The organism is Rhodococcus sp. 14-2483-1-1 (assembly GCF_002259335.1).
Classification (GTDB): Bacteria; Actinomycetota; Actinomycetes; order Mycobacteriales; family Mycobacteriaceae; genus Rhodococcoides.
Genome location: NZ_NPFX01000004.1, coordinates 1 through 25658 on the forward strand (window position 1 = coordinate 1; position 25658 = coordinate 25658).

28 protein-coding genes are annotated in these 25658 nt (G+C 65.5%); 16 read left to right on the forward strand and 12 right to left on the reverse strand.

Annotated features, from left to right (window positions below):
* From CH294_RS03320 to CH294_RS03340, 5 genes are all read left to right on the forward strand, one after another.
* On the forward strand, nucleotides 1–658 hold a 658-nt coding region (locus tag CH294_RS03320; RefSeq protein ID WP_141216438.1), incomplete at its 5' end, for a citrate synthase 2.
* A 69-nt stretch (nucleotides 659–727) separates the two neighbouring features.
* A complete protein-coding gene (serC, locus tag CH294_RS03325) occupies nucleotides 728–1846 on the forward strand; it encodes a phosphoserine transaminase (protein ID WP_094737013.1) in 1119 nt (372 codons plus the stop codon).
* 96 nt (nucleotides 1847–1942) lie between these two features.
* Nucleotides 1943–2614 carry a rhomboid-like protein gene (locus CH294_RS03330; RefSeq protein ID WP_032404396.1) on the forward strand — a complete coding sequence of 224 codons (672 nt, stop codon included), beginning with the start codon at nucleotides 1943–1945 and terminating at the stop codon, nucleotides 2612–2614.
* A 111-nt stretch (nucleotides 2615–2725) separates the two neighbouring features.
* Nucleotides 2726–3619: a septation protein SepH gene (gene sepH, locus CH294_RS03335; RefSeq protein WP_094737014.1), complete on the forward strand. Its 894-nt coding sequence runs from the start codon at nucleotides 2726–2728 to the stop codon at nucleotides 3617–3619.
* 114 nt (nucleotides 3620–3733) lie between these two features.
* Nucleotides 3734–4495, forward strand: a complete 762-nt coding sequence (locus CH294_RS03340; RefSeq protein ID WP_242640357.1) for a hypothetical protein — start codon at nucleotides 3734–3736, stop codon at nucleotides 4493–4495.
* 5 nt (nucleotides 4496–4500) lie between these two features.
* Here the strand turns inward: CH294_RS03340 and CH294_RS03345 are convergent, their stop codons facing one another.
* Together CH294_RS03345 and CH294_RS03350 are read right to left on the reverse strand one after the other, a co-directional pair.
* Complete coding sequence (locus tag CH294_RS03345) at nucleotides 4501–4770, reverse strand: DUF2537 domain-containing protein (protein ID WP_032404398.1); 270 nt, start codon at nucleotides 4768–4770, stop codon at nucleotides 4501–4503.
* Nucleotides 4767–5570, reverse strand: a complete 804-nt coding sequence (locus tag CH294_RS03350) for an RNA methyltransferase (RefSeq protein WP_094608405.1) — start codon at nucleotides 5568–5570, stop codon at nucleotides 4767–4769. The genes CH294_RS03345 and CH294_RS03350 overlap by 4 nt, the downstream gene beginning before the upstream one ends.
* 75 nt (nucleotides 5571–5645) lie before the next feature.
* Between CH294_RS03350 and CH294_RS03355 the strand changes: the two genes are divergently transcribed.
* The gene (locus CH294_RS03355; RefSeq protein WP_094737015.1) at nucleotides 5646–6845 is read left to right on the forward strand and encodes a GNAT family N-acetyltransferase; all 1200 of its coding nucleotides are present in this window, start codon (nucleotides 5646–5648) and stop codon (nucleotides 6843–6845) included.
* On the opposite strand, the gene CH294_RS03360 is transcribed toward CH294_RS03355, so the two are convergent.
* From CH294_RS03360 to CH294_RS03375, 4 genes are read right to left on the reverse strand one after another with little or no spacing between them, the layout of a single operon-like run.
* A complete protein-coding gene (locus CH294_RS03360; RefSeq protein WP_249305020.1) occupies nucleotides 6842–8167 on the reverse strand; it encodes an MFS transporter in 1326 nt (441 codons plus the stop codon). The genes CH294_RS03355 and CH294_RS03360 overlap by 4 nt on opposite strands.
* A gap of 44 nt (nucleotides 8168–8211) precedes the next feature.
* Nucleotides 8212–8859, reverse strand: a complete 648-nt coding sequence (locus tag CH294_RS03365) for a response regulator transcription factor (protein WP_032404402.1) — start codon at nucleotides 8857–8859, stop codon at nucleotides 8212–8214.
* A complete protein-coding gene (locus tag CH294_RS03370) occupies nucleotides 8856–9998 on the reverse strand; it encodes a histidine kinase (protein WP_094737017.1) in 1143 nt (380 codons plus the stop codon). The genes CH294_RS03365 and CH294_RS03370 overlap by 4 nt, the downstream gene beginning before the upstream one ends.
* Nucleotides 9995–10549 (reverse strand): CcdC protein domain-containing protein, encoded by a 555-nt coding sequence (locus CH294_RS03375; RefSeq protein ID WP_032404404.1) that lies wholly within the window; start codon nucleotides 10547–10549, stop codon nucleotides 9995–9997. Before CH294_RS03375 ends, CH294_RS03370 begins: the two co-directional genes overlap by 4 nt.
* A 167-nt stretch (nucleotides 10550–10716) precedes the next feature.
* On the opposite strand from CH294_RS03375, the gene CH294_RS03380 reads away from it, so the two are divergent.
* Genes CH294_RS03380 through CH294_RS03400 form a run of 5 tightly spaced genes read left to right on the forward strand, consistent with a single transcriptional unit; the run spans nucleotide 10717 to nucleotide 14414 of the window.
* Complete coding sequence (locus tag CH294_RS03380; protein WP_170944570.1) at nucleotides 10717–10944, forward strand: hypothetical protein; 228 nt, start codon at nucleotides 10717–10719, stop codon at nucleotides 10942–10944.
* Nucleotides 10941–11876 carry an ABC transporter ATP-binding protein gene (locus CH294_RS03385; RefSeq protein WP_032404405.1) on the forward strand — a complete coding sequence of 312 codons (936 nt, stop codon included), beginning with the start codon at nucleotides 10941–10943 and terminating at the stop codon, nucleotides 11874–11876. Before CH294_RS03380 ends, CH294_RS03385 begins: the two co-directional genes overlap by 4 nt.
* Nucleotides 11873–12646: an ABC transporter permease gene (locus CH294_RS03390; RefSeq protein WP_037154971.1), complete on the forward strand. Its 774-nt coding sequence runs from the start codon at nucleotides 11873–11875 to the stop codon at nucleotides 12644–12646. The genes CH294_RS03385 and CH294_RS03390 overlap by 4 nt, the downstream gene beginning before the upstream one ends.
* A gap of 38 nt (nucleotides 12647–12684) precedes the next feature.
* Nucleotides 12685–13812, forward strand: a complete 1128-nt coding sequence (locus CH294_RS03395; protein WP_094737018.1) for a histidine kinase — start codon at nucleotides 12685–12687, stop codon at nucleotides 13810–13812.
* Nucleotides 13809–14414, forward strand: coding sequence for a response regulator transcription factor (locus CH294_RS03400; protein ID WP_032404407.1), 606 nt, complete (start codon nucleotides 13809–13811; stop codon nucleotides 14412–14414). Before CH294_RS03395 ends, CH294_RS03400 begins: the two co-directional genes overlap by 4 nt.
* Nucleotides 14415–14420: 6 nt before the next feature.
* On the opposite strand, the gene CH294_RS03405 is transcribed toward CH294_RS03400, so the two are convergent.
* From CH294_RS03405 to CH294_RS03415, 3 genes are read right to left on the reverse strand one after another with little or no spacing between them, the layout of a single operon-like run.
* On the reverse strand, nucleotides 14421–15692 hold the full coding sequence (locus tag CH294_RS03405) for an MFS transporter (protein WP_032377417.1): 1272 nt from the start codon (nucleotides 15690–15692) through the stop codon (nucleotides 14421–14423).
* 57 nt (nucleotides 15693–15749) lie between these two features.
* Nucleotides 15750–16196, reverse strand: a complete 447-nt coding sequence (locus CH294_RS03410) for a MarR family transcriptional regulator (RefSeq protein WP_032377418.1) — start codon at nucleotides 16194–16196, stop codon at nucleotides 15750–15752.
* 34 nt (nucleotides 16197–16230) lie between these two features.
* Nucleotides 16231–17682, reverse strand: a complete 1452-nt coding sequence (locus CH294_RS03415) for an NCS2 family permease (protein WP_094608410.1) — start codon at nucleotides 17680–17682, stop codon at nucleotides 16231–16233.
* Between the two features lie 59 nt (nucleotides 17683–17741).
* On the opposite strand from CH294_RS03415, the gene CH294_RS03420 reads away from it, so the two are divergent.
* Complete coding sequence (locus tag CH294_RS03420; RefSeq protein ID WP_032377420.1) at nucleotides 17742–17981, forward strand: DUF2530 domain-containing protein; 240 nt, start codon at nucleotides 17742–17744, stop codon at nucleotides 17979–17981.
* Between the two features lie 141 nt (nucleotides 17982–18122).
* Nucleotides 18123–18266 carry a hypothetical protein gene (locus CH294_RS27360; protein WP_155289340.1) on the forward strand — a complete coding sequence of 48 codons (144 nt, stop codon included), beginning with the start codon at nucleotides 18123–18125 and terminating at the stop codon, nucleotides 18264–18266.
* Here CH294_RS27360 and CH294_RS03425 read toward each other — a convergent pair.
* The 3 genes from CH294_RS03425 to CH294_RS03435 all read right to left on the reverse strand — a co-directional run bounded on the left by CH294_RS03425 (nucleotide 18235) and on the right by CH294_RS03435 (nucleotide 22548).
* A complete protein-coding gene (locus tag CH294_RS03425; protein ID WP_170944571.1) occupies nucleotides 18235–18786 on the reverse strand; it encodes a phosphatase PAP2 family protein in 552 nt (183 codons plus the stop codon). The genes CH294_RS27360 and CH294_RS03425 overlap by 32 nt on opposite strands.
* Nucleotides 18776–21400, reverse strand: a complete 2625-nt coding sequence (locus tag CH294_RS03430) for an ATP-binding protein (RefSeq protein WP_249305022.1) — start codon at nucleotides 21398–21400, stop codon at nucleotides 18776–18778. The genes CH294_RS03425 and CH294_RS03430 overlap by 11 nt, the downstream gene beginning before the upstream one ends.
* A 101-nt stretch (nucleotides 21401–21501) precedes the next feature.
* Nucleotides 21502–22548 (reverse strand): DUF3027 domain-containing protein, encoded by a 1047-nt coding sequence (locus tag CH294_RS03435; RefSeq protein ID WP_094737020.1) that lies wholly within the window; start codon nucleotides 22546–22548, stop codon nucleotides 21502–21504.
* 32 nt (nucleotides 22549–22580) lie between these two features.
* On the opposite strand from CH294_RS03435, the gene CH294_RS03440 reads away from it, so the two are divergent.
* From CH294_RS03440 to CH294_RS03450, 3 genes are read left to right on the forward strand one after another with little or no spacing between them, the layout of a single operon-like run.
* Entirely contained in the window at nucleotides 22581–23438 is an 858-nt protein-coding gene (locus tag CH294_RS03440) for a glutaminyl-peptide cyclotransferase (RefSeq protein WP_094737021.1), read from the forward strand.
* Nucleotides 23439–23442: 4 nt separating this feature from the next.
* Entirely contained in the window at nucleotides 23443–25140 is a 1698-nt protein-coding gene (locus tag CH294_RS03445; RefSeq protein WP_170944572.1) for an MFS transporter, read from the forward strand.
* Nucleotides 25137–25649 carry a DUF2771 family protein gene (locus CH294_RS03450; protein WP_032404410.1) on the forward strand — a complete coding sequence of 171 codons (513 nt, stop codon included), beginning with the start codon at nucleotides 25137–25139 and terminating at the stop codon, nucleotides 25647–25649. Before CH294_RS03445 ends, CH294_RS03450 begins: the two co-directional genes overlap by 4 nt.
* Nucleotides 25650–25658 lie beyond the last annotated feature (9 nt).

Genomic DNA, 25658 nt, shown 5'->3' on the forward strand with positions numbered 1-25658 from the left:
CCGCTGGAAAGGCGAACCCGACCCCGCCCACGTCGCCGCCATCGACGCCTACTGGGTCTCGGCCGCCGAACACGGCATGAACGCCTCCACCTTCACCGCCCGCGTCATCGCCTCCACCGGAGCCGACGTCGCCGCCTGCCTCTCCGGCGCCATCGGCGCCATGTCCGGACCCCTGCACGGCGGCGCCCCCGCCCGCGTCCTACCGATGATCGAACACGTCGAGAAGACCGGCGACGCCCGCGCCCTGATCACCGGCATCCTCGACCGCAAAGAAAAACTCATGGGCTTCGGACACCGCGTCTACCGCGCCGAAGACCCCCGCGCCCGCGTCCTACGCGCCACCGCCAAGAGACTGAACGCACCCCGCTACGAGGTCGCTGCCGCCCTCGAACAAGCCGCGTTGACCGAACTACGTGAACGCCGCCCCGACCGCGCCATCGAAACCAACGTCGAATTCTGGGCCGCGGTGATCCTCGACTTCGCCGAAGTACCCGCCCACATGATGCCCGCCATGTTCACCTGCGGACGCACCGCAGGCTGGTGCGCCCACATCCTCGAACAGAAACGCCTCGGCAAGCTCGTCCGCCCGGCCGCCCTGTACACCGGCCCCGAACCCCGCACCCCCGAGTCCGTCGACGGCTGGGAACTGATCCGGTAGTCGAAGCCGCGGCGGCACCCGACTAGCCTATGGGTGCCATATTCCATCGACGCTAGGACGCGCTACTCCATGGCCGATTTGCCGATCATTCCCGCCGATCTCCTGCCCGCCGACGGACGCTTCGGTTGCGGCCCGTCCAAGGTTCGCCCCGAGCAGCTGCAATCCCTGGTCGACGTCGGCGCGTCCGTGTTCGGCACCAGCCACCGACAGAAGCCCGTCAAGGACGTCGTCGGACGCGTACGCAGTGGCTTGAAGGACCTGTTCTCGCTCCCCGACGGCTACCAGGTAGTGCTCGGCAACGGTGGCACCACCGCGTTCTGGGATGCCGCTGCGTTCGGCCTCATTCGCGAGAAGTCGCTGCACCTCACCAACGGCGAGTTCAGCTCGAAGTTCGCCTCGGTGGCCAAGAACAACCCCTTCATCGGCGATCCCATCGTCGTCAAGGCCGAGCCGGGCAGTGCACCCGAGCCCACCTCCGACCCGTCCGTCGACCTCATCGGGTGGGCACACAACGAGACGTCCACGGGCGTGGCCATCCCGGTCAGCCGTCCGGCGGGCTCCGAGAACGCCCTCGTCGCGATCGACGCCACCTCCGGTGCGGGCGGTCTTCCGGTGAACGTCGCCAATTCCGACGTCTACTACTTCGCACCGCAGAAATGCTTCGCCGCCGACGGTGGGCTGTGGGTCGCGCTGATGAGCCCGGCCGCGCTTGCCCGCGTCGACGAGATCGCCTCCAGCGGCCGTTGGGTTCCGGACTTCCTGTCTCTGCCGATCGCCGTCGACAACAGCAGCAAGGACCAGACGTACAACACCCCGGCGGTGGCGACACTGCTGCTGTTCGCGGATCAGATCGAATGGCTCAACGGCAAGGGCGGCCTCGATTGGGCCACCAAGCGCACCGCCGATTCGTCCTCGCGCCTGTACGACTGGGCCGAGAAGAGCGAGTTCGCAACACCGTTCGTGACGAACCCGGATCACCGCAGCCAGGTTGTCGGAACCATCGACTTCGACGAGAAGGTCGACGCAGCTCAGGTCGCCAAGATCCTGCGCGCCAACGGCGTCGTCGACACCGAGCCGTACCGCAAGCTCGGCCGCAACCAGTTGCGCGTCGGAATGTTCCCGGCCATCGAGCCGGACGACATCACCGCACTGACGAAGAGCATCGACTGGGTCGTCTCCGCGCTGTGAGCTAGTTGCCAGCAAGCTCCCAGCTGGGGTGCTCCCTTCGAGGCCTACACTTGCATTCAAGTACGCAAGCGTAACGACCTCGGAGGGAGCGCTCGTATGTTCAGGCTCCTGGCATTCGCGCTGCGGATTCGCGTGACGCTGGTCTACTGCATCCTCGCGGCGGCAGGCACGGTAGCGCTCGGCCAGATCGGGCCGCACGACCGGTGGCACGTGCTGCATGCGGCGAGTACCAACCTCCACAATCTGACCGACGGCCACCTCGCCACCCTCGTCACGAGCGTCTTTCTCACCGAGGGTCGGGTGAATTGGCTGTGGCTCGCCGGAGTCGCATTCCTGTTCGCCGTCGCCGAATGGATATCCGGTTGGCGACGATTCCTGGTCACGTTCAGCGCCGGCCACATCGGCGCGACGGCTCTGGTTGCGGTCGGACTGTTCATCGGCATACGCGTCGATTGGTTGGCCGACTCACTGGCAATGGCAGTCGACGTCGGGGTCAGCTACGCAGCTGCAGCGGTGGCCGGATCCATGATTCGTTACCTACCGATGCCGTGGCGGCTGGGCTGGGCCGCGCTCTGGATCGCGGTCGTCGCCGTCAGCGGAATATCGAACCCGTCGTTCACCGCCGTCGGACACGCAGTCGCCCTGAGCATCGGCCTCGGCCTGGGCACGTTGTACTTACAGAGGGACGCATCGATGTTGCGTCACAAGACAATTGACGCAACATCGGCCGATCGAGTGCAGCCGAGCCCGCAGCTGTCTACTCTCTGATGGAGAAACGATCGCCGGCGCAGCGATGCGTGTCGAACACCCACCGAGGACACCCGGTGAACTAGGGTCGAATTCGACGGTATCGCGAGCCGGCGCGATGAGGAGGTCACAGTGCGAGACTTACACGTGGTGGGTCTCGGTGCCGACGGAAAGTTCGTCGTGTGCGCAGATCCCAAGACCGGCGACAGATTCCGGCTTCCGGCCGACGACAAACTCCGCGCGGCCTCACGCGGCGACATCGCTCGACTAGGACAGATTGAGATCGAAATGGACAGCTTGCTTCGGCCGAAGGAAATCCAGGCTCGAATTCGGAGTGGAGCGACCATCGAACAGGTCGCCGCCGATTCCGGAATGGCCGTCAGCCGCGTCGAGGTGTTCGCTCACCCCGTTCTGCTCGAGCGCTCGCAGGCCGCGTCGATGGCTCAGGCCGGTCATCCGCTGCGCCACGACGGACCCGCCGTCCAGACTCTGCTCGACATCGTCACCCTTGCTTTCCGCGCTCGTGGCCACAATCTCGACGACGCCGAGTGGGACGCGTGGCGCGACGAGGACAACAAGTGGGTCGCACAGCTGAAGTGGCAGGCGGGACGCACCACCAACAAGGCGCACTGGCAGTTCCTGCCCGACGGACACGGCGGCACCATCGCGCCGCTCGACGACACCGCACACGAACTGATCGACCCCGACTTCGGACGTCAGCTACGCGGCCTCGCTCCGGTACGCGCCCTCGCGCCCGCATCGGCAGACGACGAAGCCTCGCAGCAGAGCTTCGACGAGTACTACGGAACCACCTCGGACAGCGAACTCGACGCCGAGACGGTCGAGATCGAGGCCGACGAGACCCCGGCCCCCGAAGTCGATCAGCCGCACGAGCCGGTGGCCAGAGACCCCAAGCCCGCGCTCAAAGCTGCACCCGGTCACGGCGGTAAGGACAAACGCGGCAAACCGGCTATGCCGTCCTGGGAAGACGTCCTGCTCGGCGTCCGTAGCAGCGGTCACAACTGACTTCGTCGATGCACAACTGACTTCGTCGAATGACCGATTTACCGCTCGGTGACAAATTGCCGACGCTCACGCCGTAGGCTTCCGACGAAGCTTACGGAGAGAGAGGTGCCGGCAGTGGGGGCCAAAGCGTCAACGATCTGGTACGTGGACACACCGGATCCGATTTCTGTCCTCCGAGAGGCGACCACCTCGGACTGGAATGCTGCGACGGCCCTCGTCGGCCGTCTGTACCCCCACCTGACCGCTGTGCCCCTCGCTCAGGGTCCGATATCGACATCGGCGGGTGTGGACGACGATCACGTCTTCATCGGCTGCTATCCGGGCGTGACCGTGGTGTGCGGGTCCAATATTTCGGTCCCGACACCGTCGACGCTTCCCGAATCCTTCACTCGCCCTCTGGCATCCGAGCACACCTATCTCGTCGCATCGGATCCCCAGCACGCGTGGGGTGCCTTCGCCTACTGGGAACGCGGTGAATTTCGTCGATCGTTCAGCGCTACTCCGGTGTACATCTACGAGGACGCGGGCCTACCGCTGGTGTGGGAGCGGTCGTTCTGGGCCGGTGAGCATCCGCTGATCTATCCCCCCGGAGTGATGCCGGATCCTCAGTCTCTGCCGTTTCACCCGCAGGAATTCGCCGAGGCCGCCAACGCCCAATGGCTCGGATTCCGCTACACCGGTGCCCCGCACCCCGGTGAATTCGATCCGGCCACACTGCCGGTCTGCGGCTTCACGATGTACGTTCCCGGGCAGGAGCCACCGCCGCCGAACCAGCAGAGCCGAGGCTCGAACGGATCGAGTGGCCAGGCCCCCATGCCGGACGCCTCGGACCAGACGGCACCGCGACCGAAGAAGCGTTGGTTCTCGCGCAAATAGGCGAGTCAGAAGGCCAGGGCCGCGAGTGCCACGAAGCTCAGTAGCGCACCGGCACTCGCACCGTAGACGGCCCAGCGCCAGACCGGGACGGCGATCCATCGCAGGACCGTCGGGGCTGCGCCTGCCACGACGATGATGTTCAAGCCGATCGCGAGCAGCGGTTGAATTCTGGCCAGTTCCAGCCCGAATGCCGTCAGTGCCACTGCCACCAGTGTCGCCGAGATCAGGGCGATCGGAAGACCTGTCCAGCGAACACCCGGGTCTCGATCGGTCACGTCAGACGCACCCGTTCGTAGAATCCCATTGCCGCAGCCGTCGCGACGTTGAGTGAATCGGTACCCGGTGCCATCGGGATACGAGCCCGAATGTCTGTGGCGCGCATGGCATGTTCGGTCAGACCCGGACCCTCTGCGCCGAGCAGCAACGCGACCTTCTCCCCCGTCATCGCCGTGGCCAGCGACACGGCCTCCGGATTGGGCGTCAGTGAGATCAGCTGAAAACCGTGCGCGCGAACACGATCGAGACCACGCGGCCACTCGGGCACCTTCGCGAACGGCACGCGCAGAACGTGCCCCATGGACACCCGTACCGACCGCCGGTACAGCGGATCGGCGCACGCGGCACCGAACAGCACGGCATCGACGCCGAGGCCGGCCGCATTCCGGAACATCGACCCGAGATTCTCGTGGTCGTTGACCCCCTCGAGAATCGCCACCGTGTTCGCGCCGGCCAGCACCTCGTCCAGTTCGAGGGCCTGCGGCCTGTTCGCCGCCGCCAGCACTCCACGATTGAGATGGAAGCCGACGACCTCGGCCATCACCTCGGCCGACGTCCGATAGAACGGGACATCCGATTCTGCGAGATCGTCGCGCAACGCGTCGAGTCGTCGATCCACGCCGAGCAGGCTGATCATCGGAAAACGCGAGGTCAACAGGCGCTGCGCGACAAGCACCCCCTCGGCGATCACCAAACCCTTGCCCTCGGGCAGATCGGGTCGCCTGTCCGAGGAGTTGAGGTCGCGAAAATCGTCCAGCCGGGGGTCGAGAGGATCGTCGACATCGATTACATGAACCACCCGCTCATCTTGTCACCCGGCCTTTCCGGCAGTCCGTCGGCGAAGGCCTACATCTGTATGGAAAAGTAAAGAGCGATGACTACCGACGAATCGATCACCATCCGCACCGCCTCCGACCACGACTGGGATGCCGTCGCGCTACTCGACGCCCACGCGTTCGGCGAGCACCAGAACGCCGAGGATCTTGCCGAGACGCAGATCCTCACCAAGTCCGAGCACGTGTACCTGGCATGGGACGGCGAGACCCCGGTGGGTGTCGCCATGCACTTCCCGATGTCGGTGACCGTTCCGGGCGGCGCGCAGGTCGAGGCCTCCGGAGTGTCCTGGGTGTCGGTCGCACCGACGCATCGCCGACGCGGCATCCTGCGATCGATGTTCACCCAGCAGCACCGCGCTCTGAACGACGCGGGTGCGCCGCTGTCTCTGCTGACAGCCAGCGAGGCGACGATCTACGGACGCTTCGGGTACGGGCCGGTGACCGAGGAGATCAGCGTCTCGATCGACCGCCGGTTCGCGCAGTTCCGCAAGGACGCTCCCCCGGCGACGGGTGTGCGGCTGATCGAATCGGCCGAGGCCACCGAGCTGCTCCCGGACATCTACCACCGGTGGCAGCAGCAGACCGCAGGTGCCCAGCCCAAGCCGCCGATCCGCTGGGAGCGCTTCTTCGCCGATCGCGAGAACCGACGCGACGGATTGACCGCACTGTTCTTCATCGTCCATGCCGACGGCTACGTCGCCTACCGCCGCGGACGCAATCCAAGCCGGGTGGTGGTGCAGGAATTCATTGCCGTGACAGACGACGCGTACGCCGCGCTGTGGCAGATCCTGGTGGGGGTCGACCTGGTCGACACCATCGAGGTCAGGCAGGCAAAGGACGAAGCACTGCCGTTCCTGCTGACCAACAACCGGCTACCGAAGGTCACGGCTCACCACGACGCTCTGTGGGCCCGCATCATGCACGTCGAGGCAGCGCTCGAGGCGCGCACGTACGCTCTCGACACGTCTCTGATCATCGCCGTGCGAGATCCGTTCCTCGAAGCGGGCGGTACCTACTCGTTCACCGTGACCGATGGCACAGCGACCTGCACCCGGGTGGAATCCGAACCGGACATCGAACTCGACATCGATGTGCTCGCCAGCATCTACTTCGGCGCGCACCGGGCCAGGTTGTTCGCCGCGGCCAATCGCCTCACCGCCCGCAACGAGGAATCTCTGCATGCGCTGGATCTGACGTTCGGAACAGCACGCCCGGCCGTCATGGGTTGGGGTTTCTAGACCGTCCCGTTCGGCTTGTCGAGCGCAGTCTCCGAGCCGCCCTGCATCCGGAGGGCGGCGTACAGCGTCACCGCGAGCAGCACCGTCATGTAGGCGATGAATTCGACACTGCCGTGACCGCTCGTGGCGTGGTAGATCAACGGTGCCGTGCCCCCGAAGAGCGAGTTCGCCAGGGCGTAGCCGAAGCCGACGCCCAGCGCTCGGATGTGAGGGGGAAATACTTCCGCCTTGGCGATGCCGTTCACCGACAGGTAGCAGGTGAGCACGAAGAACGCGCACACCAGGATTGCGAAGACCGCGGGCGGGGACGTGACCCGGGTGGTGGCCAGCACCAACGCCCCGGTAGCGGGTATCCCCAGCGCCCCGAATACGACGAGCAAGGGCTTTCTGCCGATGCGGTCGCTCAGTGCACCGCCGACCGGCTGCAGCACCATGAGCACAACGAAGGCCGCGAGTACGAGGCCGGTCGCGGTGAGCTCTCCCCTGGCCCCGTCCGCGGCGAAGAACGTCTCGCGAACGATCGAGGGAGCCGTGACGGTGTAGGTGTAGAACGCCGCGCTTCCTCCCGCGGTCAGCAGGAACACCCACAACAGCGGACGCCAGTGATCGCGAAACAGTGCACCCATCGTGGCGTCCCGGTCCGCCTGCGGTGCCGTCGGTTCTCGCGGGGCGCGATCGAGTCCGCGCGCCCACCACAGAGACGCCAGGCCGGCCGCGCCTCCCGCGGCGAACGCGAGGCGAAAGCCCCACTCGGAGATTGCCGCACGGTCGGTGCTCGCGAGCAGCACGAGTAGGCACGTCTGCGCGAGCACAAGGCCGCCGACGATGGTCGCGGCCTGGAACGAGGCGAAGAATCCGCGATGACCTCGGGTGCCCGACTCGGAGAGCAACACCGTCGCCGCCGCGTACTCGCCACCGGTTGCGATGCCCTGGACGATGCTCACGACCGCGAGGATCACCGCTGCCCAGGCACCGATGTCGTGGATCGTGGGAGTGACCGCCAGAGCAACCGATCCGGCCGACATGAGCGTGACCGCCGCGACGAGCGCGAACTGTCGGCCTCGAACGTCCGCGAGCCTGCCGAACAGCCAGGAGCCGAGCGGGCGCACGACGAAGGTCAGTGCGAAGAGTCCGTAGACGTACACGAGTGAGTTCGTCGAGGCCGGATCGAAGAATTCGGTCCGAAAGTACGGCGCGAACGTCGCGTAGAGGTACAGGTTGAACCACTGCACGAGGTTGGGCACCGAGCCCACCAGAATGACGCGCATCTGTGTACGACGGCCGGGTCCAACTGCCGGCCTCGCCGGGTCGGTGCGATTCACGAGCTGAAAGTACCCGAACAGGTGCGTTCCCGCAGGTGAGCCGCTTATCCCGCCAAACCGTGGGTGAATGCGAAGTGCACGGCCTGAGCCCGGTCACGTAGTTGTGCCTTGGCGAACAGATGATTGATATGTGTTTTGACCGTCGCCTCGCTGACGAACATCTGCTGAGCGATCTCCCGATTCGAGAGGCCGGCGGCGATCGCGCGTAGGACGTCCAGCTCGCGTGGCGTCAACCCGGCCGGGATCTGCTGCGTGCGAGGCGCTTCGACGGCTCCGAGCAATCGTGCCTGGACCTCCGGGTTCAGCACCGCCTGCCCCGCTGCTGCCGCTCGCAATGCCGCCGCGATCTCGACCCGTCCGGCGTCCTTGGTGAGATATCCGCGTGCGCCAGCGCCGAGTGCATCGAGTATCGAGCGTTCGTCCGAGAAGGTCGTCAACACCACCACGGGCAAGTCGGGGAAGCGCCCCTTCAGGATTCGCGTGGCTTCGATTCCGTCGGTTCCCGGCATCCGCAGATCCATCAGCACCACGTCGAGGGGATCGTCGCTCATCGCCGCGGTCACCTCGGTGACCGCGCTCGCTCCGTCGGCAGCGGTCGCAACCACGGTGATGTCCTCGATGAGGTCCAACATCGTGGCCAGCGCCTCACGCACCGACGCCTGATCGTCGGCGATCACTATCCGAATGCTCATGCTCTCGTTTCCGTATCCGGTTCTGCGCGGTTGTGCAGAGGAACCCGGGCACGCACGATCCAACCGCGCCCGTCGGGACCGGCAGTGACCGACCCGCCGACGAGCGCGGCGCGCTCGCGCATACCGACAAGCCCCATTCCTGTGCTCTCGACCGGGTCCGGTGGCGACAGGGCTGGGCCGTTGGCCACGGAGAGTTCGACCGATCCGGCATCGAACCGAAGCACTACATCGACAGCAGCCCCGGGGGCGTGGTTGCGTGCGTTGGTCATCGCCTCCTGCGCGCACCGAACCATGGACTGGGCCTGCGGAGTATCGAGATCGCACGCCGTGCCGTCGACACGGAAGCTCGCGTCCTCGCCCACGAGAGCGGCCAACGTCGGCACGAGGGGCAGCGCATCCTGACGCAAAGTCTGTACGGCACGGCGGGTCTCGGTGAGTCCTTCCCGAACGAGACTCTGCGCCTTGCCCACTGCCGCTCTGGCCTCCTCGGCGCGGCCGGCGTCGAGCAACGCGTCGGCGACTTCGAGTTGCATGTTGACCCCGGACAGCGAGTGAGCGAGTACGTCGTGAATGTCGCGGGCGATGCGGGCACGCTCGGCCAGGGCATGCTCGCGGAGTTCGGCATCGGTGGCGCGGCGCGCATTACGCAGTGCGTCCAGCCGACTGCGCCGTGAGTACCCGATCAGCACCGGCCAACCCGCGAACAGCCCTGTAGCCCATGGCCATCCGTCGACACCATTGTGCTCGGCGATCCACAGCGCGGTTGCGCACGCCACGCTGAGCGCGATCGCGAACGGGAACGAGATCGACGGCTTGAATCGCCACCCCGCATGTCCCGCGAACAGAAACGGGAACAGCGTTGCCGCAGTGGTGCCCCCGAGGGGAAGCATCGCTGCAGACGCGACCAGCGCGACACCCGCACCGACCAGAGACGAACGCGGACCCACGAACCGCCGCGGAATCGCCGATGCCAGCAGCACGGCACTGTTGACGACGAGCAGCGCGAGCAGAATCGGATTGCTCAGGTCCGAGGTGGCAAAGGCCGCGACGATCACGACGGCCGCGACATACGGCCGGCTCGACAGCCTGAGGCTGTCGAGCGTGGGCAACCGTACGTCGGGGTTGGGTGCCGATGTCACCGAATCTTCGTTCCTCCGCCGCGAACCCGATTGTGCATGTCGGACAGCGTAGGCGAGATCGTGTGGTGACCCGACTTGTCGGCGCGCCAGACGATGGTGGCGTCGGAGTGCATGGCGCGGTAGAGAACGGCGATCGACTCGGCGAGGAATCCGATGCCCACGGCCAGCATCGTGGCCTGACCGGCGACGGACGCCGCGGTCGGATCGATGGCGCTCTCCACCGGAATCAGCAGCACGCGGACGGCGATGGCGGCGATCCACAGGCCGATCGACGCGACCGAGTACCGCATCCAGGCCGTCCCGTCCCGCTCGGAGATTCTGACGGTGTAGCCGCGGATCACGCCGAAGCCCACGCCGACGATGCAGCCGAGGAGCAGGAACCCGATGGCCGTGGCCGACAGGTCCGTCGAGTTCAGTGATGCCAACCCGACGAGCGCCAGAATCGCCGGCAGCACCAGCATGCGCCGGGCTTCCATGAGCTGGCCGGTCATGCGCCGCACCAGCAGGTATCCGACCAGGAGGACTACGAGAGCAATCGTTGCAATGTTCATGGCAGTAACGCTACGAAGATCGCGGTGGTGGCGAATCGACCCACGGGTGGAGATCGGGTGGAGAACGACAGCCATGACTTTTGTCATGGCTGGACCGTGACGGTGTCATCTCAGGTCATGATGCGCTGCACTGTTTTCGGTGGTTCGGGCGCAGCAGACTCGTAGTCATGAAGCAACCAGACGAAGGAAATCTGTTCACCGATCTGATGGAGCTCGGACCGGCTCCGACCATGGCGCGTGAGATCGTCGTCATCGTCATCAGTCTCGCGATTATCGCTGTGCTGTTCGCGATCGTCGGTACGTCGCTTCCGGCGTTCGTCGCACTCGGCGTCATCGTCGCCTTCATGGGCGTCCGGTTCGTCATCGGACTGCGCCAGTGGGGAAAGCAATCATGACCATCATCGACGTCGACGGTATGACGCGTCGCTACGGCTCGGGCAAGAATGCGTACGAGGCCGTCCAGGCTCTGGATCTGCATATCGCCGAGGGTGAGCTGTTCGGATTACTGGGCACCAACGGTGCCGGCAAGACCTCGACTCTCGAAGTGATTCAGGGCCTTTCGCGGCCCAGCAAGGGCACGGTACGGATCATGGGAATGGATCCTGTGGCCGATCGCCGTAAGGTGCGGCCGGCTCTGGGCATCATGTTGCAGAAGGGTGGCCTGCCACAGGATCTGACGACCGCCGAGAGTCTGCGAATGTGGGCCGGCACCTGCAGCGATCCGTTGCCGGTGACCGAGGTACTCGGTCGCGTCGACCTGGCCGATCGCGCCGATACTCGGGTGAAGTTTCTCTCCGGCGGCGAGCAGCGCAGGCTGGACCTCGCCTGCGCGATCATCAGCCGTCCGCGCATCCTGTTCCTGGACGAGCCCACCACCGGTCTCGATCCCGAAAGTCGACGCAACACATGGCGGTTGATTCAGGAGCTGAAGAACTCCGGCGTGACGATCATGTTGACGACGCACTACCTGGACGAGGCCGAGTCGCTGTGCGATCGACTCGCGATCATGCACCGCGGCAGGGTTGTTCGCAGTGGCACCGTGGACGAGGTGGTCGCCGACCATCCGGCGAAGATCGAACTGAAGGCCCCGGGCACGGCACTGCCGTCGCTGCCGGGCACGTCGATGGACGTCTCGGGTGACACGATCTCGATCCAGACGTCCTCGGTTCAGGAGACGCTGACCGATCTGCTGCTGTGGGCCCGCACCAGCGGGGTGACGCTCCACGGCCTGGACGCCCGAGCGGCATCACTCGAGACCGTATTCCTTTCCATCGCAGATGAATTCGACAAGCCGGACTTCACAGACCAGAAGGTGATGAGCGCATGAACACGATGACCGCCCTGTCGCGAGCAGAGTTCACGCTGCTCGGACGCAACCGAGTACTGCTGTTCAACGCGGTCGTCATGCCGTTGATCTTCCCCGTCGTGCTGCTGATCGTCGGCAGCCGGGGCGACGACGGACTGACCGACACCGGCGTCGGAGCGGCGCTCGAGATCTTCGCCCTGTTCCTGTTGGTGTTCATGGTCTACTACAACATGCTCTCGATCTACGCCACACGTCGAGACGAGTTGGTGCTCAAGCGACTTCGTACCGGGGAGAGCTCGGACGTTCAGATCCTTCTCGGACCGGCGATACCCTCGCTGATTCTCACCGTCGCACTCGGTCTGATCGTCGGTGCCGTTGTGGTGGCCTTCGGCGGCCCGGTTCCCACCAATGCTTTGCTCGTCGCCGTTGCCCTTCTCGGCGGTGCCGCATTGTTCGCCGCTCTGGCATTGATCACGTCTGCCTTCACCCGCAACGCCGAAGCGGCGCAGATCACCAGCCTGCCGGTCATCCTGATCGCCATGGCCGGTTCGTCCCTGCTGCGCGACGTACTTCCGGATTCGCTGAGCAAGGTCATCGAACTGACTCCGATGGCGGCCGTGTCGGACCTGTTGAATCTGGGCTGGTTCGGTACCACCACGCCCGGCGACACGTCGATCGGATTCGCCGGCACCTTCGGCGAGGCCGTTATGCCTCTCGCGGTGATGCTCGCCTGGATCGTCGGGAGCGTCCTGATCGCCCGTACGCACTTCCGCTGGGAACCGCGGTCCTAGATCGCACCTGTCGCCGTCCGTCTGCGAGGCTGGAGATCATGAAGCTGTACGAGTACCTCAATCCACTGCACGGCTGGAACGACAGCAGTGCAGTGGACAAGGTACGCGTCTACACCCGCCAGTCCTTCCTGCTCATCACCGTCGGTATTGCCGGCGGCGCGATGCTGACAACGCTTCAGTACGACGATTATCTATCGGCGGCGGCAGCAGCAGTGTGTGCCGCCGCCGCTTTCGTAGTTGTGCAGCGCACCCCCGCACTCGGCGGCGAGTCGACGGCCAACCCACGAATCCCGTTGGCGATCATGGCCGTCGCCGCTGTGGTGCTGGTTGCCGGAGGGACCACGAGCAACGCACTGTGGGCCGCCGTACTCGTCACCACTGCGGTCGCGACCCTGATTCCGTTGCGATGGTCCCTGGCCGCGGCCGTGGCGGCCGCGGCGCTTGCTGCGGCTCTGGGAACCCCCGCAGTGGAAACCCTGATTCTCGGCATCTTCATCGCCTTCATGGCGTTCACCGTGCAACTGTCGGCGTGGTTGCTGCGCATCGTCACCGAACTCGACGCCACCCGCGACGCCGCCGCCGCCCTCTCGGTGGCCGAGGAGCGTTTGCGATTCTCGCGAGATCTGCACGACGTCGTCGGACGCGCACTCTCGGCCATAGCCGTCAAGAGCGAACTCGCCGCGACACTGGCTCGTCGGGGGGACGACCGAGCGGCCGGCCAGATGGACGAGGTTCGCGTTCTGGCCCAGGAATCCATGGCCGACGCCAGAAAGCTGGTCCGGGGCTACCGATCGGTCGATGTGGCGTCGGAACTCGACGGAGCTCGATCACTGCTGTCCGCGGCAGGCATCTCCACCGAACTGGTCGGCGAGACCTCGGTCCTGTCCGAGCGTGCGGCCGAGGCGGCCGCCTGGGTGGTCCGCGAGGGAGTGACGAACATTCTGCGACATTCCGCGGCCACCTACTGCCGGATCGAGCTGACCGACAACGGCATTCGACTGATCAACGATCATCCGCAACCATCGACCGGTCGCGACGACGGCACCGGTCTGAGCGGCCTGCGCGAAAGGTTGGTCGCAGTCGGAGGCACCGTGACCGCGGAACAGACCAGCGACGACTTCACCCTCACGGCGATTTTGCCCCAGAACCCGAGGACCACACCATGATCCGAGTCCTGTTGGCCGACGACGAGAATCTGATTCGATCGGCGCTGGCGACCATGCTCGATCTCGAGGACGATATCGAGATCGTCGGCCAGGCCGACTCCGGCGAGATGGCACTGACCGTGGCGGCCACCCACACACCCGACGTGGCGGTGCTGGACTTGCAGATGGGCGGGATCGACGGCATCGAGACGGCCCAGAAGATTGCCGAGACACTGCCCGCCTGCGCGTCGATCATCGTCACCAGTCACGGTCGGCCGGGCTACCTGAAGAAGGCGCTCGAAGCAGGCGTGCGGGGGTTCCTGCCGAAGACCACCTCGGCCGCCACCCTGGCCGAGGTGGTGCGCACCGTGCACGGCGGCGGGCGCTACGTCGATCCGACACTCGCCGCAGAAGCCATCGGGGCCGGGGACTCACCGCTCACACCGCGTGAGGCCGATGTGCTCGAGTTCGCCGCCGACGGCGCGTCGATCGCGGAGATCGCACAGCGCGCGCATCTGTCGCCGGGGACCACTCGTAACTACCTGTCCGCGGCGGCCGCGAAACTCGGGGCGGCGAACCGGCACGAGGCCTGCGCACTGGCCCGACGCCACGGGTGGATCTGACGAGCGTCAGACCTTGCTTCCGACGGCCACCGTGTCGAGAGTGGGCAGCCGGTGACCGTCTGCAGGCGGCACCACGGTGATCCGCAAGTTGTTGTGCCGCAGTAGATACACGGCTGCGAAGAGACCCGTCGCCAGTGAGATGACGCCGCCGAACACGAGCGGTGCGCGAGGGTCGAGGACGTCGGCGAGCCAGCCGAGCACCGGGCTGCCCAGCGGGGTTCCACCCAGGAAGCACAGCATGTAGATGCCCATCACGCGCCCGCGCATGTCGGACGGTACCGACATCTGCAGAATGTTCATCGCCGACGTCGTGAACGTCAGCGTCAACGCGCCGGTGGGCACCAACAGAATGGCCACCAGAACGTAATTGGGCATCAACCCCACGAGCAGTTCGAACAGCCCGAACGCGATGACGGCACCGATGAAGAGCCGCAATCGCGGGGCCGTGGCGCGCCGGGCCGCCAGGGTCGCTCCCGCCAACGTGCCGACCGCGAGGGTGGTCGAGAGCAATCCGTATGCGTCGGCTCCGCTGCCGAACGTGTTGCGCGCCAACACCGACAGACTCAGGGGAAAGTTGAGTCCGAACGTCGAGACCATGAACACCGTCGCCAGCAGCACGCGAAGGTCTCCCCGTCCCCAGACGTACCGGAAGCCTTCACGCACCTGCCCTTTGGCTCGCGGGGCCGGTTCGACACGGAAGAGCTGGCCGACGTTCATCGCCACCAGGGCACCGAACACCGCGGCGAACGACACCGCGTTGATGAGAAACACCCAGCCGGTACCGACGAGGGTGATGAGAACTCCGGACACCGCAGGCCCGACGATCCGCGCCATGTTGAACGTCATCGAGTTCAACGCGATCGCGTTGGAGAGAGTTTCCTTGCCGACCATCTCGATGGTGAACGACTGCCGCACCGGCGCGTCGATGGCGGACGAGCAGCCGAGGATGAAGGCAATGACGTAGACGTGCCACAGCTCGACCATGTTGCCGACGTCGAGCACGCCGAGCACCAGACCACAGACTGCGGCGAACACCTGGGTGATCATGAGGAGCTTGCGCTTGTCGTACCGGTCTGCCAGTACCCCACCCCAGACCGAGAGAAACAGCGTCGGCCCGAATTGCAGGGCCATGACGATGCCGACGGCGAAGCCGTTGCCGCCGGACAGCGTCAGCACGAGCCAGTCCTGGGCAACCCGCTGCATCCACGTTCCCACCAGCGAGACGATCTGCCCCGACGCCCACAATCGGTAGTTGCGAGTCTTCAGAGCAGCGAACATCGACGAACCGGATGTAGAGGAAGCAGGGGCCACCACTCAGATAATAAACCTAGGTAACTACTCGGAGTCGCTCACCAGGGCACCGATGATGTTCACCGCGTCACGCAGGATGTCGAGTTGCTCGGCTGTGAGGCCCGCGAGCTGGGCGGTCATCCACGCCTCGCGCGCGCTCGCCTCGTCGGCGATCAGCTCCTGACCGGCAGGCGAGAGCGAGACGATCACCTGGCGTCCGTCGGTGGGGTGCGGAGTGCGCACCACGAGGCCGAGTTCGGCCAACGACGCGATCACTCGCGTCATCGACGGCGGCTGCACCCTCTCCCGCGCAGCCAACGCACCGGGCGTCATGTCGCCCTCCCGGCTCAGCGTGGCCAGAGCCGACAGCTGCGTCAGTGATACTTGCGAGTCCACTCGCCTACCTCGAAGGTGGCGAGTCAGCCTCACCACCGCAAGCGACAGATCGCTTGCCAATTCCCGGTTGTCTTTAACTACGTTTCCCGACGTCACAGCGCAGAGAATACGCCCTGGTACCGACCGCGCGTCATGTAACCGCCTCGGTGATGGGTCCCACCGCGAAATATGCAACAAACAGCAGTGCAACAATCCACAACAGGGGATGTACCGACTTCGCACGGCCGGATCCGACCGCGAGTACCACCCAGGTGATGAAACCGACGCCGATCCCGTTCGCGATCGAGTAGGTGAACGGCATCACCACGATGGTCAGGAAGGCGGGCAGCGCGTAATCGAAGCGTCGGAAGTCGATGTCGAGTACCTGCCCGATCATCAGCGCACCCACCACGACCAGCGCCGGAGCGGCCGCTTCGATCGGGACGACGGCCGTGAGCGGAGTGAAGAACATGGCCAGCAAGAACAGTAATCCGGTGACCACGTTGGCCAGCCCCGTGCGGGCACCCTCGGCGATTCCAGACGCAGATTCCACGAACACGGTGTTCGACGACGCCGACGCACCGCCACCGACGATCGCGCCGGCACCCTCGACCACCAGAGCCTTACCGATGTTCGGCAGTTTCCCGTCCTTGTCCAGATTCGCTTCCTTGCCCAAGCCGGTCATCGTGCCCATCGCGTCGAAGAAGTTGGCGAGCACGAGCGTGAACACCAGCAGGCTTGCCGCCAGCACGCCGATGCGTGTGAACGCTCCGAAGAGATCGACGTTGCCGACGAGCGACAGATCGGGAGACTGCACCAACTGGCTCGGCAACTGCGGCACCGACAGATTCCACCCCTTGGGGTCGACGCCGTTGGAGGGTCCCACATCGGTGACGGCCTCGACGATCGCCGCGAAGATCGTCGTGACGACGATGCCGATCAGCAGTCCGCCGCGGACCTTGCGCACCACCAGTACACCCATCAGCAGCAGCCCGAACACGAAGATGACCGTCGGCCACGACGCGATCGACCCGTCGATGCCGAGCCCGACGGGAACCGTCGTACCTGCGGCGTCGGGGATACGGCGCACGAAGCCGGAGTCGACCAGCCCGATAAACGCGATGAACGCGCCGATACCGGCGGCGATCGCTGCCTTCAGCTCCGCCGGTATCGCGTTGAAGACCGCCGTGCGGAACCCGGTGACAGCCAGCAACACGATGATGATGCCGTCGATGACCACCAGCCCCATCGCCTCGGGCCACGTCACCTGAGGTGCGATGGTCACGGCGAGCAGCGTGTTGATACCCAGGCCTGCCGCGATACCGAAGGGGTAGTTCGCGATGATGCCGAAGGCGATGCTCATGAACCCGGCCACCAGCGCTGTCACAGCGGCAACCTGGGCCACCGGCAGAATGTTGCCGAGCACGTCGGTCTTGGCCGCTGCGTCGTCGGCGGAGAAGCTGCCGAGAATGAGCGGATTGAGGACGACGATATAGGCCATGGCCACGAAGGTGACCACGCCTCCCCGTACCTCGGACCCCACCGTCGAGCCGCGCTCGGTGATCTTGAAGTAGTTGTCGAGTAGCCGCGACGACAATTGCATGAGCGAACGATAAAGCACACTGCGAGACTTGGGGAAATATGGTGGCGTAGCGTGATTTTGTGGCCGACCTCCCCCAGATCCCGCGCAGCCTCACCGATCCGGTTCCGGTGTTGGCGATCGGCATACTCGGCTGGATCGTCGCGCTGGTCGTGTTCACCGCCACCGGAGACCGCACCGGCGATGCGCTCGCCACGTGCTGGTCCGGCATTGCGGTCGGTGCCGTAGGGTTCGGAATCTTCCTGATGCAGAGAGCCGCGTCACGTCGTGGGAGCAAAACCGCCCAGCGCGGCCTCGATTGAGACCAGCATCACGTTAGCCCGATCACCACACCGCCCCTGACGTGGGCAAACTAACCCCTCAGCCGGTTGAGTAACACAAAGTTAACGTGGACCATGGGTTATGTCAGTTAATCAACCTCTTTGATCCACGAAAGCCAGGCCATGAAGCTCGTCTCTCAGTACCGCAACCGTCGCAACCACGTCCGCTCGCTCCGCGCCCTCTACGCACGCGCCAACGCTGTCTCCAGCCCGGCCATGCGCGACGAGCTGCTCGTCATCGCCCAGCGCTCGGATTTCTCGCGCTGATCAGCCTGACGGCATAGATCCATCCCAGCCCCCACAGGGCACCGAACACCCAGCCGGCCAGTACGTCCGTGGTCCAATGCGCACCCAGATAGATCCGAGAGAACCCGATCAGCAGGGACGCGACCACCGGTAGCGCACGCAGTACCGGCCGATGCAGCCACGGATGCGGCGATCGCATCATCACCGCGATCGCCACCGTGGCAAGCAACATCGACATCATCGCGTGGCCCGACGGAAACGAATGGCTCGCAATATCCACCAGCCGCTCCGGCATCGGTGGGCGCTCCCTCGCGAACGCGAATTTGAGCGCATTCATCAGACCCCAGCCGGTGAGCATCGACCCCGCGACGACCACGGCATCCGATTTGCGTCCGACGCGAAGCACCGCAACGACGACCACCGCGGACAACAGAAACATCGACACCGTGTTGCCGAGTGTGGTGATGATCCAGAACATTGTGGTGAGCCAGTCGACTCGATGCCCGACCATCCAGTCCAGCACTGTCGCGTCAAAGCCCACGAGGTCGCTCCCAACTCGCCGCACAATGGACGGTACCGTCTGCGGTAACCCACAACGGCACGGCGTGGTCACCACTGACGTCCCCGGTCGATCGGACCACCAGTTCCCGGTGCACCACCACCCCTCCTGATGGCAGCGGCAATCCCATTACTGCACAGGCCAATACAGCTCCAGGTTCGCGGTCCCAGGAGCTGACACGTCCGACTCCGAGCACTTCTCCGCTGATCGCCTCCGACGCAGGCCTGATGTCGAGAACGTCCGCCAGAGCGGCCGCGGTAGGGATGTCCGAGAGAACTGCAACCTCCGGCGGTACGACGCTTGCCAGCCACGGCGTGTCGATCACCAACGCGTCCGACGCGTCGATGACGGCTCCGCCGAGAGTGCGAACTCGATCCGGTGGATCGATGTCGGCGACGTCGATGCGCCCGTCGACAACTGCGGTCGCGATCAGCGTGTGAGTACGTGCGATCACCGCGGGACTCGGATGCCTCTGCGGATCCGACAGAGCCTGCAGCAGTACACGAGCTGTCTCGACGCTCTCGCACTTCGGCGCGGCGAGCACCGCCTCCAACTCGTCGGCGCGCGGGTGATCCAGCGGATCGAGCAGGCCTGCGAAAGTCTCGTCGGACGGCGCACGGAACGCACTCAGGGGCACCCTCTGCATTCGCGCATGACGCCTGAGCCACCACGCGGTGTAGCCGTCCCGATCGGTCAGAGCCGCACGGGTACTCGGATCGTCGAGCAGAACGGTCAACGCCTCGGACCATGCGTCCGAACGAACGAGATCGAGATCTCGGACTGCGAGCAGCGTGTCCGGTTCCGCGGACAGGCCGGACCACCACGCCGACTCGTCGTCGAGGTCGTGATCGGGCCCCGTCGGCAGCTCGTCGCGTACCACCGAGAAACCCCACCCGACGCCCACCGCGCGCAGCGCCCGTTCACCGAACCTCGTCACCACCGCAGGCGCGAGTACGCCGAACGGTGAATCCTGCACCAGCAGCTTCGCCAACGGCGCTCCGGGAAGCAACAATTCGTCGGCACTGCGCAGCTCGCCGTGCTCGTCTTCGAGTGGCAGGCCGCCGATCCAGCCGGGTAATTCACCCGCCTCCGAGGCCAGGGCGAGAACGGCATTCACCAGAGTCTCGACGTCGTCGTGGCTGTCCCAGTCGAGATCGTCGAGCGCCGCCTCGAGGGCCGGGTCCGTCAGCAATTCGGATGCGGTTGCCGTGCGGGCACCGAGCCGCGTCAGCAGCGGACTCACTGCACCCGGATGCACCAGACGCACCCACGTCACCGCTGCCGAGGCGTCGGAGCCGATCACCGTTGTTCGCGCACCGGTCACCGTGCGGCCATCTGCCAGCGGAACAGGCAGGGCAGCAAGCTCTTCCGCAGCAACACCGTCGACGACGAGGGGCGTCAACGCGTCGTACAACTGCTGCCACCACTGCGGCTCGCGATCCAGACCACCGAGCATCTCCGCCAGCCCGGCCAATCCGATCCGGTGCACCCCCACTGCCGAGAGCGCCGACGCGTGGCGCGCTCCCGACAGCGTCGCGTCGACCAGATCGGGTACGACGTCGATCAGCACCGAGGCGAGTTCCTCGGAGGCGTCCGCGACGACATTCGACCGCTCCGGCACGAGGTCGCGTCCGTGTGCACCGGGAAGCCATGGCGCACTGGACAATCGGCGGAAGATCAGCTCTCGCAACTGCCCATCGACCTCGCTTCGAGCGAATCCGACCTCGGGCACGAACGTCACCCGCGACGGCGCAGGCAGTGACGCTACGAATTCTGCGTACCCGCGTGCCACCGCATCGAACGAGGCACCCGGCAGCACGCGCCGCCGGTCCGGCTGCATCGGCACATCGGCAATCACCAACGCGGGCAACGACAACAGCTCGTCCGATCGGGTGGGAGCCCGCAACACGTCGGGTGACGCAGGAACCGGTAGACCGTCGACCACCGGAGCCAGCCAGCGCGCGGCAGGGGTGGTGAACTGTCGCCATGTTCGCGATCCGATCGCGATGTCGGCACTCCGGGCATCGAGTGTCGTTCTGACACAGTCGATCACAACGCCCTCGATCTCGATCGAGTCCAGCGCTTCGAGTTCGAGAAGCAAATCCACGGCCTCGTCCGAACATCCGGACGCAAAGGAGTCCGCGTCCGCATCCGTTCGCGGCGTCAACACGATCTCCGTGTCGAACCCCGCAGCGGGCGGTTCCGCCACCGGCCACGCCAACCTCAATACCGGCACGCCCGCCTCGGGCATGGCCATCCCGCGCTCGCGCAGCGCAGCCGAGGTGCGCCGCGCACTGAACAGCACCCCGCCGCCCAGCGATCGCACCTCGATCTCGTCGGACACCGATCGCACCGCGGTGAAACCGACTCCGAACTGCCCGACGCCTCCGTCTGCAGCGGACTTGGCCGACGCTCTCAGGGCCGTCAGTGCATGTACACCGGAAACATCAAGCCCAGCACCGGTATTGGCGATGTGAATGGAACCGGCGTCATCGGTCCAGACAGCCAACCGTCCCGAAACACCCGCCCGCGACGCCGCGTCCGCGGCGTTCTGCGCGAGCTCGGTCAACAGCCGATCGCGGTAGCCTCCGCGCACCAGATCCGACTCGGACGCCGAATCCTCACGAAGTCGCGTGGGCGACGAACCCCAGGCCGCGAGAATCGACTCGCGCAGCGACCCGGTATCGAACGGGTCGATCAGCTCGGCGATACCGAATCCTCTTCGTGCTCAGTCTCATCGGCCACCTCGGGTTCCACAGACTCGGTAGATACCGGAGCCGTTTCACCGGCCGGTACGTCTGCTTCCTGAACTGCCTCCACCTGCTCGGCCTCGGCCGACGTTTCTGTTCCCTCGGTCGATCCGTCGGACCCGTCCACACTGTCGGTGGTCTCGCCCGTGGAAGCGGCCTCGACCGGAGTACTTGTCTCGTCCGACGCACTCGCCTCGACCGGAGTACTTGTCTCGGCCGGAGGCGTCGGCGCTGCGGTGACGTCGAGAGCCGCGTCGTCGTACGGCTCGAATTGCGGCGATCCTGCTCCGGTGGGCAGTTCGGTATCGGAATGCGCACCGCAGCCGTACTCCGCATGCACCACGCGCCCGTCGGCGGCGAATTCGTTGCCGCACACTCCGAATGCGGCCGACAACGATCCGGCGATGGGCAGGTAGAAGCCGCAGAGCCCACACGTCGACGGCGCAGCCTTGGCCATCTCGGCATCGGGACCGAAATCGCCGTCGTGCCAGCGTTGGGCGGCGTCGAGACGTCCTTCGAGGCTAGTGACCTTCGTTCTACCGAGACCGATCTCGCCGGCAACGTCGTCGATGGCGGGATCACCGGAGCTGACGTAGCCCGGCACGAGTCGTGGGTCGTCCTGCCGCGGAGACAGCAGATCGCCAGGTCCCAGATCGCCGGGACGGATACGTTCGTCCCACGGCACCCAGGACGGTGCCACCAGAGCGTCGGGGCCCGGCAGCAGAACCAACTCGCTGACCGTGGCGCGGTCGGCGTCCTCCGGAGCCGCGACCACGACGGCCCACTGCCACCCTCGGTAGCCCTCGAGATCGCTGGCGAACCGGTGAGTGGCCGCGCTGGCGTCCTCGACGGTGACCCCGAGATACTCGCCGACACCTCCCTCTCCCAGGTCGAGCAGAGCCTGCCGCGCGAGGTCCACGGCATCGGCCAAGACGGGGCGGATGGAATCGAGCTCTGGAGAAGATACGAAACTCACACATTCAGTTTGCCGCATCGACTCGGTGACGCCCAGTTCGGGCTGCCATCATGGATGCAATGACCGTCCGCGCTCGCACCTTCGCCGCCGTCCTGATCTCTGCACTCGCGGTCACCGCCTGCTCGTCGCCATCGGGATCGACGACCGCAGCTCCGACGACCTCGGACTCGGTGCCGACCCTGACTGCAGACGTCGTGCGCGAATACGACCGCGGCGACGACGCGTTCACTCAAGGATTCGAGATCGACGGTGACGTGCTCTACGAGGGCACCGGGCTGGAAGGCTCGTCGTTCGTCAGGCGCACCTCACTCGAGAACATGACCGAGCTGGAGCGGGTCGATCTGCCGTCCGACCTGTTCGGCGAAGGGATCACCGTCGACGGGGACACCCTGTGGCAGATCACCTGGCAAGACGGAGTCGCCATCGCCCGCGACCGGGACACCCTGACCGAGCAGCGTCGAGTGAACTACGACGGCGAAGGCTGGGGACTCTGCACCGAAGGTCGAGGAACACCGGACGACCGCCTCGTCATGAGCGACGGCACATCCACCCTGACCTTCCGCGACCCCACCTCTTTCGACGCCGTCGACACGGTGGACGTCACACTCGACGGCAATCCGGTGGAACGGCTCAACGAGCTCGAATGTGCCGAGGACGGCTCGATCTACGCCAATGTGTGGCAGACATTCGACATCATGCGCATCGACCCCGAGACCGGGAAAGTGACGGCCGTCATCGACGGCACACCGCTGTGGAATTCGATGTCCGACTCCGATCGAGGCGGAGCCGACGTCTTCAACGGCATCGCACAGATTCCGGGTACCGACCGATTCCTCGTGACCGGAAAATTCTGGCCCAAGATCTTCGAGGTGCGATTCACCGATACCGCGCCCGTAGGACAGAATTGACCCCGTGACCGATCCCCGTCTCCCCCACACCCCACCGGGTGCGGACGACCCCGAACAGAACGGCGTGTCCGGTCACTCCGCAGGCTCCGCTCCTGATCACTCGGATCATCCGGGTCTGGCCAACTACCCGCCCGCACCTGCTCACTCCGCCCATGTTCCGAGTCGCCGCGAACCGCTGCCGCCGCTGCATCCGCCGCGAACCGAGAAGATCACCGCTCCGCGTGGCCGGTCCGGCACTCGCAAGCCCCCGCCGATGCCGAAGAAGCTGACCGTCACTCGCGTTGCCGCCATGCGCGGCCGCGAGCTGACCGGCAAGGGCATCGCGTCGTTTCAGCGAGCTGCGAAAGCAGACGGTGCGGACAAGTCCGGGCTCACGGCACTGACCTACGCGACCATGGCCAATTTCGCGTCGGACGCGGCGTTGGCGATCGCCTTGGCCAACACACTCTTCTTCTCTGCGGCCACCGGTGAGGACAAGACCAAGGTCGCGCTGTATCTCGTCATCACTATCGCGCCGTTCGCGCTGATCGCACCGTTGATCGGACCGCTACTGGACCGCCTTCAACACGGTCGACGCATCGCGCTGGCCACATCGTTCGGGTTGCGCACCGTGCTGGCGGTAGTGCTGGTGTTCAACTTCGACAGTTGGGTGCTGTACCCCGCCGCCCTGGGGATGCTCGTACTCAGCAAGTCCTTTGCAGTCCTCAAAAGTGCGGTCACACCGAGGGTGCTACCGCCGGAGATCGACCTCGTCCGCGTCAATTCTCGGCTCACCGTCTTCGGCCTGCTCGGTGGCACCATCGCGGCAGGGGCCGTCGCCGGCGGTATCGCCTTCTTCGCAGGCTCACCCGGCGCGCTGTGGTTCGTCGCCGCGATCACCGTGCTCGGCGGCTACCTCAGCATGCAGATCCCGTCCTGGGTGGAGATCACCGAGGGTGAAGTGCCGGCCACCCTGAGCTACCACGCCGACCAGCACAACGGCAGCGACTTCGCCGGGAGCAGTGCCCCGACAGAAAATCTGCGCCGCACGCCGCCGAGCAAAGCGAAGAACCGTAGACAGCCCCTGGGACGGGCCGTCATCGTGGGACTGTGGGGAAACGGCACCATCCGCATCCTCACCGGCTTCCTGACGCTCTACATCGCGTTCGTTGCCAAATCCCGCACCGAACACGAGCCGCTGCAGCAGGCCGCGATGCTCGGACTCGTCGGAGCCGCCGCCGGTCTCGGCAACTTCGCGGGTAACGCGCTCGGTGCCAGGATCAAGCTCGGCCGGCCGTCGTTGGTGGTCCTACGGTGCACCATCGCGGTGACGGTAGTGGCAGTCGTCGCTGCGATCACCGACAGCCTGCTCACCGCAGCCGTGGCAGCGCTGGTGGCGTCGAGTGCCAGCGCGCTGGCCAAGGTCTCCCTCGACGCGTCGCTGCAGGCCGATCTGCCGCCGGAATCGATCGCGTCGGGATTCGGCCGATCGGAAACCGTCATGCAGTTGTGCTGGGTTCTGGGCGGCACGCTCGGGGTGCTGCTCCCCACCGAATACTGGCTCGGTTTCACCGTCGTGTCGGTGTTGCTTACGATCGGCCTCGTGCAGACCTTCCTCACCTACCGCGGCAGATCGCTCCTACCCGGCTTCGGCGGCAACCGCCCCGATCACGTCGAACAAGAAATGTCCGACGGCTCCTTCGGCGAAAACGTGACCAAGTGAATCTCGCTCCCCGCACCAAGAAGATCGCGGCGATCATCGTCGCCGGTCTCGTCGTCATCGCCGTCGCATTCGTTGCGGTGCTCGCCTTGCTGATCGGGAGAGCACCGGAGAAGGAACCGACCGTCACCGCGTACGCCAACGGTCGCGCCGTCGTGGTGGAGCCGTACCTGTACTGCGCTGTCAGCGACCCACTGTGCACCAATGTCGGTGAGACCACCGAGGTCCAGGTCGGCAACGCCAGGACGGTGCAGCTCTCGCTGCCCGCCCCCATCTACTCAGCCCCGTGGGTGCTCGCCGTGGTCTACGGCGACGACAGTGGCGACGTGGTGGAGAACACCGAGTTCAACGAGCCGGACACCAAGCTGAGCGTCACGGTTCCCACGAAGGACGACAGCAACCGGACGCTGCTCGGCATCGAGGTGCGCTTGCCCACCGGCATCATTGACACCGATACCAATCAGGAAGGGTTCGTCAGCCACGCCATCTGGTCGATCGGCACCCGCCCGTAGTTTCGGTGG

Bases quoted from the DNA above. Each gene is read 5' to 3' on its own strand.
- serC (WP_094737013.1), top strand. From the start codon at position 728: ATGGCCGATTTGCCGATCATTCCCGCCGATCTCCTGCCCGCCGACGGA.
- CH294_RS03330 (WP_032404396.1), top strand. From the start codon at position 1,943: ATGTTCAGGCTCCTGGCATTCGCGCTGCGGATTCGCGTGACGCTGGTC.
- CH294_RS03355 (WP_094737015.1), top strand. From the start codon at position 5,646: ATGACTACCGACGAATCGATCACCATCCGCACCGCCTCCGACCACGAC.
- CH294_RS03365 (WP_032404402.1), bottom strand. From the start codon at position 8,859: ATGAGCATTCGGATAGTGATCGCCGACGATCAGGCGTCGGTGCGTGAG.
- CH294_RS03375 (WP_032404404.1), bottom strand. From the start codon at position 10,549: ATGAACATTGCAACGATTGCTCTCGTAGTCCTCCTGGTCGGATACCTG.
- CH294_RS03380 (WP_170944570.1), top strand. From the start codon at position 10,717: ATGAAGCAACCAGACGAAGGAAATCTGTTCACCGATCTGATGGAGCTC.
- CH294_RS03385 (WP_032404405.1), top strand. From the start codon at position 10,941: ATGACCATCATCGACGTCGACGGTATGACGCGTCGCTACGGCTCGGGC.
- CH294_RS03390 (WP_037154971.1), top strand. From the start codon at position 11,873: ATGAACACGATGACCGCCCTGTCGCGAGCAGAGTTCACGCTGCTCGGA.
- CH294_RS03395 (WP_094737018.1), top strand. From the start codon at position 12,685: ATGAAGCTGTACGAGTACCTCAATCCACTGCACGGCTGGAACGACAGC.
- CH294_RS03400 (WP_032404407.1), top strand. From the start codon at position 13,809: ATGATCCGAGTCCTGTTGGCCGACGACGAGAATCTGATTCGATCGGCG.
- CH294_RS03405 (WP_032377417.1), bottom strand. From the start codon at position 15,692: ATGTTCGCTGCTCTGAAGACTCGCAACTACCGATTGTGGGCGTCGGGG.
- CH294_RS03415 (WP_094608410.1), bottom strand. From the start codon at position 17,682: ATGCAATTGTCGTCGCGGCTACTCGACAACTACTTCAAGATCACCGAG.
- CH294_RS27360 (WP_155289340.1), top strand. From the start codon at position 18,123: ATGAAGCTCGTCTCTCAGTACCGCAACCGTCGCAACCACGTCCGCTCG.
- CH294_RS03435 (WP_094737020.1), bottom strand. From the start codon at position 22,548: ATGCGGCAAACTGAATGTGTGAGTTTCGTATCTTCTCCAGAGCTCGAT.
- CH294_RS03440 (WP_094737021.1), top strand. From the start codon at position 22,581: ATGGATGCAATGACCGTCCGCGCTCGCACCTTCGCCGCCGTCCTGATC.